Here is a 4,622-nt window from a genome sequence, read left to right as displayed (position 1 = left end):
AGCGGCTGTCGGGAGCCAGCCCGCGCTGCCGGCTGAACTCGATGAACATGCCCGGCGCCGCCATGACCGTCACCCCGCCCGCCAGCGCCAGCCGGCACTCGCCGACCCGCAGGGCCTGCGCCGCCATGTGCACGGTCACCAGCGAGGAGGAGCAGGCCGTGTCCACCGTGTACGAGGGACCCTCCAGGCCCAGCACGTAGCTGATCCGGCCCGACACCACACTGGAGTGCTTGCCCGTCACCAGGTAGCCCTCGAAGCCCTCCGGTGCCTCGTGCAGCCGGGAGCCGTAGTCCTGGTAGCACATGCCCGCGAACACGCCCGTCGGGCTGCCCTGCAGGGTCGACGGGTCGATGCCCGCCCGCTCCAGCGCCTCGTACGACACCTGCAGCAGCACCCGCTGCTGCGGGTCCATGGCCTGCGCCTCGCGCGGGGAGATGCCGAAGAAGGCCGGGTCGAAGTCGGCGGCGTCGTACAGGAAACCGCCCTCGCGGGAGTAGCTCTTGCCCGCCGCCTCCGGGTCCGGGTCGTACAGGTCCTCCAGGTCCCAGCCGCGGTCCTCGGGCAGCCCCGACACCGCGTCCCGCTCGTTCGCCAGCAGCTCCCAGAACTCCTCCGGGGTGCTCACCCCGCCCGGGAAGCGGCAGCCGATGCCGACGATCGCGATCGGGTCGTCGTCGTGCCGCGAAGCCGCCGCGACCTCGGGGGCCGCCCCCGTGGGCCGTTCCCGCGCGTCGTCCACCAGCTGGGTGCGCAGGAACGCGGCGAGCGCGTTCGGCGTCGGGTTGTCGAACAGCAGCGTGGTCGGCAGCCGCAGACCGGTCGCGGCGGCGAGACGGTTGCGCATCTGGACGACCGTCAGGGAGTCGAAACCGGCCTCCTTGAACGCCCGCCCGGGCGCCACCGCCTCCGCCGAGGCGTGCCCGAGGACCACGGCGGCCTGCGCGCGCACCAGGTCCAGGACGGTCCGGTGCTGCTCGGCGGCCGTCAGCCCGGCCAGGGCCGACGCCAGTTCCGGCCGGTCGCCGGCCGCGGCGGTCCGGGCGGCGGCGAGCGCCGTACGGGCCTCCGCGATCTCGGCGAGCAGCGGAGCCGGCCGGCCCGCCGCGTGCCGCGGGGTGAACACCTCCCAGTCGATGTCGGCGACCACCGGCGCGGCCTGCGCCCCGGCGACCACCGGGGCCAGGGCCCGCACCGCCTGCTCGGCGGGCATGCCCGGGAACCCGGCGCGCCGGGTGTGCTCCCCGGCCGCGCCGGCCATGCCGCCGCCGTCCCACACGCCCCAGGCCACCGAGGTGGCGGGCAGGCCCTGGGCGCGGCGCAGCCCGGCGAGGGCGTCGAGGGAGGCGTTGGCGGCCGCGTAGGCGGCCTGGCCGCCGTTGCCGACGACGCCCATGACCGAGGAGAACAGCACGAACGCGTCCAGCTCCATGCCCTTGGTCAGCTCGTGCAGGTGCAGCGCGGCCGTCACCTTCGGCCGCAGTACGCCGGCCAGTCCGGCCGGGGTCAGCGACTCGATCACCGCGTCGCCCAGGGCGCCCGCGGTGTGCAGGACCGCGGTCAGCGGCTCGTCGGCCGGGACCGTCGCCAGGACGGCCTCCAGGGCCGCCCGGTCGGCGGCGTCGCAGGCGTGGATGGTGGCCGGCACACCGAGTTCCCCGAGTTCGGCGACGAGTTCCGCCGCGCCGGGGGCGTCCGGCCCGCGCCGGCTGGTCAGCACCAGCCGGCCGGCCCCGTTCGCGGCGAGCCAGCGCGCGAAGCGGGCGCCCAGGGCGCCGGTGCCGCCGGTGACCAGCACCGTGCCGCGCGGCCTCCACGGGGCTCCGTCGCCGCCCGCCGTACGGACCAGGCGGCGGCCGAGGACCCCCGAGGCCCGTACCGCGACCTGGTCCTCACCCTCCCCGGCGGCCAGTACCCCGCTCAGCCGGCGCAGCGCCGGCCCGTCGAGCTCCTCCGGCAGGTCCACCAACCCGCCCCAGCGGTCCGGGTGCTCCAGCCCCGCCACCGCCCCGAACCCCCACAGCTGAGCCTGCTCCGGCACCGGCGCCGGATCACCGGCGGCCGTGGCCACCGCCGACCGGGTCGCCACCCACAGCGGGGCCTCCACCCCGGCCTGCCCGAGCGCCCGCACCAGCGCCAGGGTGCCCGCCAGCGCGGCCGGCACCTCCGGGTGCTCCGGATGGCTCCCGGACGCCAGCCCCAGCAGGGACAGCACCCCCTCCGGCCGCCCGGCCCCCGCGAGGGCCCCGGCCAGCTCCTCCGGCCCCGCGTCCGGGCCGACGGGCAGCAGGGTCACCTCGGCGCCCCGGCCCAGCAGTTCCTCCCGCACCCGGGCGAAGTCCGCGTCCCCGGCGCCCCCTTCGGGCACCGCCAGCAGCCAGGTCCCGCGCAGCGCCGGCCGGGCCTCGTCCCGCACCGGACGCCAGGCCACCCCGTAGCGGCGGCCGTCCGCCGCGGACCGCTCACGGCCCTTCTCCCGCCACTCCGCCAGCAGCGGCAGCAGCTCCTCCACCCGGGCCGCGTCGGCCACGCCCAGCGCCTCGCCCAGGGCCGTCCCGTCCCCGCGGTCCACCGCGTCCCACAGCTCCGCCTCGCGCGGATCGGCTGAACGGGCGCCGTGCGCGGCGGGCGCCGGCTCGGGCCAGAACCGCTCGCGCCGGAAGGCGTACGTGGGCAGCTCCACCCGGCCCGCCCCGCCGAACAGCGGGCTCCAGTCCACCGCGACCCCGCCGGTCTGCGCCTCGGCGAGGGAGAGCAGGAACCGGCCGGTGCCGCCCTCGCCCCGGCGCAGCGTCCCCAGCACCAGGGCGTCCGGCCCGTCGCCGTCCGCGCCCGCCGACTCGACGGTCTCCTGGATCCCGGTGGTGATCACCGGATGCGGGCTGACCTCGACGAACACATCGTGCCCGGTGCCCAGCAGCAGCCGGGTGGCCTCCTCGAAGCGCACGGTGCCGCGCAGGTTCTCGTACCAGTACCCGCCCGTGAGACGGGTCGTGTCGACCGGCTCCCCCGTGACGGTGGAGCAGAACGGGATCTCCGACGCCCGCGGGGCCACCGGGGCCAGCAGCCGGGCGAGTTCCTCCCGGATCTCCTCCACGTGGTACGAGTGCGAGGCGTAGTCGACGGGGACCCGGCGCGCCCGGACCCCGTCCCGATCCGCCCGCTCCATCAGCTCGTCCAGGGCCGCCGAGTCACCCGAGACCACCGTCGACAGCGGCCCGTTGACGGCGGCCACGCCGATCCGCCCGCCCCACTCCGAGACCAGCGCCCGGGCGCCGTCCACGGGCAGCGGCAGGAAGACCATCCCGCCGCGCCCGGCCAGGGCGCCCAGCGCCCGGCTGCGCAGGGCCACCACCAGCGCCGCGTCCTCCAGGGAGAGGGCTCCCGCCACGCAGGCCGCGGCGATCTCGCCCTGGGAGTGCCCGACCACCGCGTCCGGGTGCACCCCGTGCGCCCGCCACAGGGCGGCGAGGGAGACCATCACCGCGAACAGCACGGGCTGGACCACGTCCACCCGCTCCAGCCAGGCCCCCTCGGTGTCCCGCAGCACCTCCGTCAACGACCAGTCGGTGTGCGGGGCCAGCGCCTCCCCGCACTCGGCGATCCGCGCCGCGAACACCGGTGACTCGTCCATCAGCCGCGCGGCCATGCCCAGCCACTGCGAACCCTGCCCCGGGAACACGAACACCGTCCGCCGCCCGGCCGAGGCCCGCCCGGTCACCACCCGTGCGTCGGCCTCGCCACGGGCCAGCGCGTCCAGCCCCTCCAGCAGCTCCGTCCGGTCGGAGCCGACCACCACCGCCCGGTGCTCCAGCGCGGCGCGCGAGGACACCAGCGAGGCCCCGACCTCGGCGAGCCCCAGCCCGGGCGAAGCCTCCACATGGGCGCGCAGCCGGGCCGCCTGCGCCCGCAGCGCGTCACCGCCGTGCGCCGACACCGGCCAGGCCACGGCGGTGGGCGCTTCCGGGGTCCCGGGGGTCTCGGCGAGCCCGGGGGTCTCGGGGGCCTGTTCCAGGATCAGGTGCGCGTTGGTCCCGCTGATGCCGAACGAGGACACCGCCGCCCGGCGCGCGGCACCGGTCGCGGGCCATTCCACGGCCTCGGTCAGCAGCTCCACCCCGCCCGCCGACCAGTCCACGTGCGGGGTCGGCTCGTCCACGTGCAGGGTCCTGGGCAGCACCCCGTGGCGCAGCGCCTCCACCATCTTGATCACCCCGGCCACGCCGGCCGCCGCCTGCGCGTGCCCGATGTTCGACTTGAGGGAGCCCAGCCGCAGCGGCTCGCCGCCCGCGCGGCCCTGCCCGTACGTGGCGAGCAGCGCCTGCGCCTCGATCGGGTCGCCCAGCCTCGTCCCGGTGCCGTGCGCCTCGACGGCGTCGACCTCGGCGGCGGTCAGACCCGCGTCGGCCAGGGCCCGGCGGATGACCCGCTGCTGCGAGGGCCCGTTGGGGGCGGTCAGGCCGTTGCTCGCACCGTCCTGGTTCACCGCGCTGCCCCGTACGACGGCCAGCACCCGGTGCCCGTGGCGCCGCGCGTCCGACAGCCGCTCCAGCACCACCAGGCCGACGCCCTCGGCCCAGCCGGTGCCGTCGGCGGCCGCCGCGAACGCCTTGCAGCGGCCGTCC

Annotated in this window: 1 protein-coding gene; it reads right to left on the bottom strand. The window is 77.5% G+C overall.

Translation table 11 applies throughout. The features are described 5' to 3' along the window. The coding region (locus tag VR44_RS26255) for a type I polyketide synthase (RefSeq protein WP_045950078.1) at positions 1–4,622 on the bottom strand (4,622 nt) is incomplete at both ends.

The organism is Streptomyces katrae, from assembly GCF_000966975.1.
In the GTDB taxonomy this organism is placed as follows: domain Bacteria; phylum Actinomycetota; class Actinomycetes; order Streptomycetales; family Streptomycetaceae; genus Streptomyces; species Streptomyces katrae.
The sequence above is the reverse complement of the archived record's forward strand: the minus strand, read 5'-3'. Positions and strand labels throughout refer to the sequence as shown.